1 protein-coding gene is annotated in these 260 nt (G+C 57.7%); it reads left to right on the top strand.

What is annotated here, in order from left to right; all coding sequences use genetic code 11:
* On the top strand, positions 1-260 hold a 260-nt coding region (locus LO50_RS24960; RefSeq protein WP_044316260.1), incomplete at both ends, for an Ig-like domain-containing protein.

The following is a 260-nucleotide window of genomic DNA, read 5'->3' on the forward strand; positions in this document are numbered from 1 at the left end:
ACCATCACCATCACAGTGCGGCCGGTGAACGATGCGCCTGTGGCAAGCAATCGCACTCTGACCACGGCAGAGGACACGGCCGGCACTGTGGTGCTGGTCGCTAATGATGTCGAAGGCGATACGCTTACCTACAGCCTTGTGAACGCGCCGAACAATGCCCACGGCACGGTAACGATTAGCGGCGACAGAGCTACTTTCACACCGAAGCTGAACTGGAACGGTACGACCACTTTCACCTATAGGGCCAATGACGGAAAGGC

Origin of the sequence: Stutzerimonas stutzeri (genome assembly GCF_000935215.1) — a bacterium.
Classification (GTDB): domain Bacteria; phylum Pseudomonadota; class Gammaproteobacteria; order Pseudomonadales; family Pseudomonadaceae; genus Stutzerimonas.